This is a genomic window from Mycobacterium sp. (assembly GCF_052144515.1).
Classification (GTDB): Bacteria; Actinomycetota; Actinomycetes; order Mycobacteriales; family Mycobacteriaceae; genus Mycobacterium.
On record NZ_JBKQQD010000065.1, the window covers coordinates 1 to 2,708 of the forward strand.

Sequence of the window (2,708 nt, forward strand, 5' to 3'; positions counted from 1 at the left end):
CCCTGTCTTGGCTGCTGCGGAACTTGACCAGCCGGCATCCCCGCTCGCTGCGCGTGTGCACGCTGCTGCGCAAGCCCGACGCGCGGGGCGCCAACGTCGACATCGGCTACGTGGGCTTCGACATCCCCAACGACTTCGTCGTGGGCTACGGCCTGGACTACGACGAGCGCTACCGCGACCTGTCGTACATCGGGACGCTGGACCCAAGGGTCTACCAGTAGCTCAATCTGGCTTCTTCGGCCGCTGAGGCCTGGTCGCAAGCTGCCTGCCATCGCGACCTCGCGTCGGCGCGGCGATCGGCGGCCCGCCACTGATTTAGGTCAGCTCCCATATCGCGGTCACCGTGAAGCTCACGGTCTGCTGGCCGGGTTCTAACGGGACCGCGTTGACCCTCGGCGATGCCGACGGCGCTCCGACCGGGGGCGTGTTGCCGCTGGCCTCGGAGATGGAAAGCACCTTGCCCAGCCGGAGACCGGACAGCTGCGCGTACTGGTCGGCGCGGTTCTTGGCATCGTCGAACGCCCGCGCTCGCGCGTCCTTCACCAGCTGCGAGTCATCGGCGATGGAGTAGCTGACCGAGCTGATGCGGGTGGCGTCGCCGCCGGTGCTGACGATGAGAGCCAGCGTTTGTGACGCGGCGTCCGGAGGGTGGATCTTGACCTCGATGGCATTGGTGGCGCGGTAGCTGGTGATGGTGGCTGTGCCATTTGGGCTGAGATTGCTGTATTGCGGCTGGAGGGCGACCTCGGTGGTCCTGACGTTCTTGCGGTCGATACCGGCCCCGACGAGCGCGGTGATGACCGCTTGCTGGCGGTCATTCGTCTGGTTCATCGCGGACGTTACGTCGGGTGCCGTGAATTCGATGCTGACGTTGGCGGTCAGGGTGTCCGGAACACCTTGCACTTGGCCCGATCCCACGACGGTTACCTGACGTGGATTGGCTCCGGGGGAAGAGGCCGGGCTATGGGAATTGCACGCCGATACGGCGGCGATAGCCAAACCGGCTGCAGCGAAAGCAGTCGCCGGACGGACGATTCTCGGGGTGCGTGGTGCGATCGGCATGTGTGGACACTAGCGTCTCGCGAGCGGCGAATCAGCCGTTCGCTAAGAGGGCGGGTCGTCGGGCAGGGTTGCAGTGCTCGCTTGTCGGGTGTCCAGTCCTCTTGTAGTTCTTCGGGTTCTCGTGGTTTCACCCAGCGTTAACGCGGTACCCTTCCGATCACCAACAGCTGCAATGTGATTCGAATCGAAGCACATTGTGGTAGCCGGCGATCGGCGTACATCGCACGCGGGTCATCCAAGCGGATGAGCATGCGGAGTCGCGGGTGCGGCGGCACATGAAGCTCCGCGTCCTGCCTACGCGGTGCGCGTGGGACACGGTGCTGGTTCAGCCGGCGCCGGTGTCGGTTCCGGTCGCCGCCTGGGCTTGGCGCGCTGGTTGAGAGTGCCAGCCCGGTCCGGGTTCTCCTAGCGCCGCCGAGGGCGGGCCGGCTCCTGTTGTTTGGTCCATCAGGGGCCCGGGGCCCGACTGGTGGCGCGAATAAGTCGAGTAGTGGTCGAGTAGTGAAGTACCCGTGTCCACGCGCGGGCTCGCTGAGACGATAGCTGCACCAGCCCGGTCTGGCGCGGGATCAACAGTCGAGGTGGCATCATGAATAACCTCAATATTGGGCGCCTGCGCCCAATATTGCGACTTATGCAGCGCAGCATGCGAAGCGATCGTCGCCGCGTATCGCCTTGCGATCTCCCGGCTGGCCAAACAATGAGCACACCACTCGATCGCGGTTCCATCGTCCCTCTTTGCGCCGTGTGCTTTGAAGCTGGCCGCGCAACAGAAGCCACCCACCAAACGAGGGACAAGCTGTGCGGCTGCGACCAACACATCCAACAACTTGAACAACATGGCCGCGCCGCGGTACGCCGACAACGAAGCGCAGAAGCGCGTGGGTATACGGATCGTGGAGCACCGCCTACGCGCGGGACGACTGGCAACCGACCGGCCGACTCGCGCGACCAAAGCGCTGGTTTGGGCGACGGGAGTGCTGGCCCTAGCGACGATCGCGTTGGTGCTCGTAACGCTTGACGCAGCTAAGTGACGGGCATGGCGGTCGAAAAGGTCGAGGCAGCTGACGAACTGGACCGCTGGACAAGCAAAACCAAGCCGGGTGCCCTGTTTAAGTCCCGTGCCAAGCGCGACGTACTAAGTGGACGAGCTGGTCGCGGTGCTCGATGCCGAGCTTGGCGAAGATGCGATAAACGTGTCCCTCCACCGTCCGCACCGAGACAACCAGCCGGTTTGCGATCTGACGGTTGGACAAACCAGCCGCGACCAAGTTCGCGATCTCGCGTTCACGGGCCGTGATCGGTAACGCCGAGGCCGCTGCAGCGACCGCCGGCGTTCGTATTCCGCCCTGCCCGGCCAAGCTGTGCGCGCGGGTCGACGACTTTATTTCCTTGCTGCGGTGGCCGGTTCGCGCGTGTTCGCGCGCCGCCTGGGCCGCCGCGTCGGCGGCAAGCGCCACCGCGCCCATGTCAGCGAATCGGTCGGCCGCGGCGTCGAGCACATCGCCGTCGTGGTCGGCCAGGCCGCGGGCGTGCTCGGCGATCGTCTCCGCCAACGGAGTGTTCAGTGTTTTGGCCAGCTCTGCCAGCCGCTCGGTTTGCGAACGGTCATCAAACCGGACGGCGGTGTGCAGCGCGCGCATCTC

General features: G+C 65.2%; 4 protein-coding genes. 2 read left to right on the forward strand and 2 right to left on the reverse strand.

Features of this window, described 5'->3' with window-relative positions; all coding sequences use genetic code 11:
* Positions 1-221, forward strand: a 221-nt coding sequence (locus tag ACLP9N_RS03355) for a phosphoribosyltransferase (RefSeq protein WP_442406067.1), incomplete at its 5' end; no start/stop codon positions are given.
* A gap of 94 nt (positions 222-315) precedes the next feature.
* On the opposite strand, the gene ACLP9N_RS03360 is transcribed toward ACLP9N_RS03355, so the two are convergent.
* Positions 316-1,062 (reverse strand): SIMPL domain-containing protein, encoded by a 747-nt coding sequence (locus ACLP9N_RS03360; RefSeq protein ID WP_442406068.1) that lies wholly within the window; start codon positions 1,060-1,062, stop codon positions 316-318.
* Between the two features lie 839 nt (positions 1,063-1,901).
* On the opposite strand from ACLP9N_RS03360, the gene ACLP9N_RS03365 reads away from it, so the two are divergent.
* Positions 1,902-2,096 carry a hypothetical protein gene (locus tag ACLP9N_RS03365; RefSeq protein ID WP_442406069.1) on the forward strand — a complete coding sequence of 65 codons (195 nt, stop codon included), beginning with the start codon at positions 1,902-1,904 and terminating at the stop codon, positions 2,094-2,096.
* A 78-nt stretch (positions 2,097-2,174) separates the two neighbouring features.
* On the opposite strand, the gene ACLP9N_RS03370 is transcribed toward ACLP9N_RS03365, so the two are convergent.
* Positions 2,175-2,708, reverse strand: a 534-nt coding sequence (locus ACLP9N_RS03370) for a response regulator transcription factor (RefSeq protein ID WP_442406070.1), incomplete at its 5' end; no start/stop codon positions are given.